The following is a 332-nucleotide window of genomic DNA, read 5'->3' on the forward strand; positions in this document are numbered from 1 at the left end:
GCAAGGCGTTGCCATCCGGGCTCATCCGGGGGCAGGCCGAAGCGCAAGCCGCTGATGGGCGCATCGAACAGGCGGGTCCAGATGCCGAGGCGCGCCAGGCTTGCATGCAGCGCTTGCGCGCGTGGGGCGGATGCCCAGGCACACAGCGGGGTGGCGGCATTCGGCAGCCCGTGGCGATCAAGCAACGCCGAGAGCCGTGCGCCGGCAGGCTGGAGTTGCGCGCGCGTTGAAACTTGCCAAGCGGTATCGGCCAGCGTCGCACGTACCACAGCACGGGCGGGGCCGTTGACGGTCCAGTGCCCCAGCGCCTCGCGTAGCGCAGACACCAGCTC

The 332-nt window shown here is 70.8% G+C and carries 1 pseudogene; it reads right to left on the bottom strand.

The features are described from left to right. Nucleotides 1-332, bottom strand: a pseudogene (locus BRSPCE3_RS35890) (threonine-phosphate decarboxylase); the annotation flags it as partial.

This window comes from Bradyrhizobium sp. Ce-3, assembly GCF_022835695.1.
In the GTDB taxonomy this organism is placed as follows: domain Bacteria; phylum Pseudomonadota; class Alphaproteobacteria; order Rhizobiales; family Xanthobacteraceae; genus Bradyrhizobium.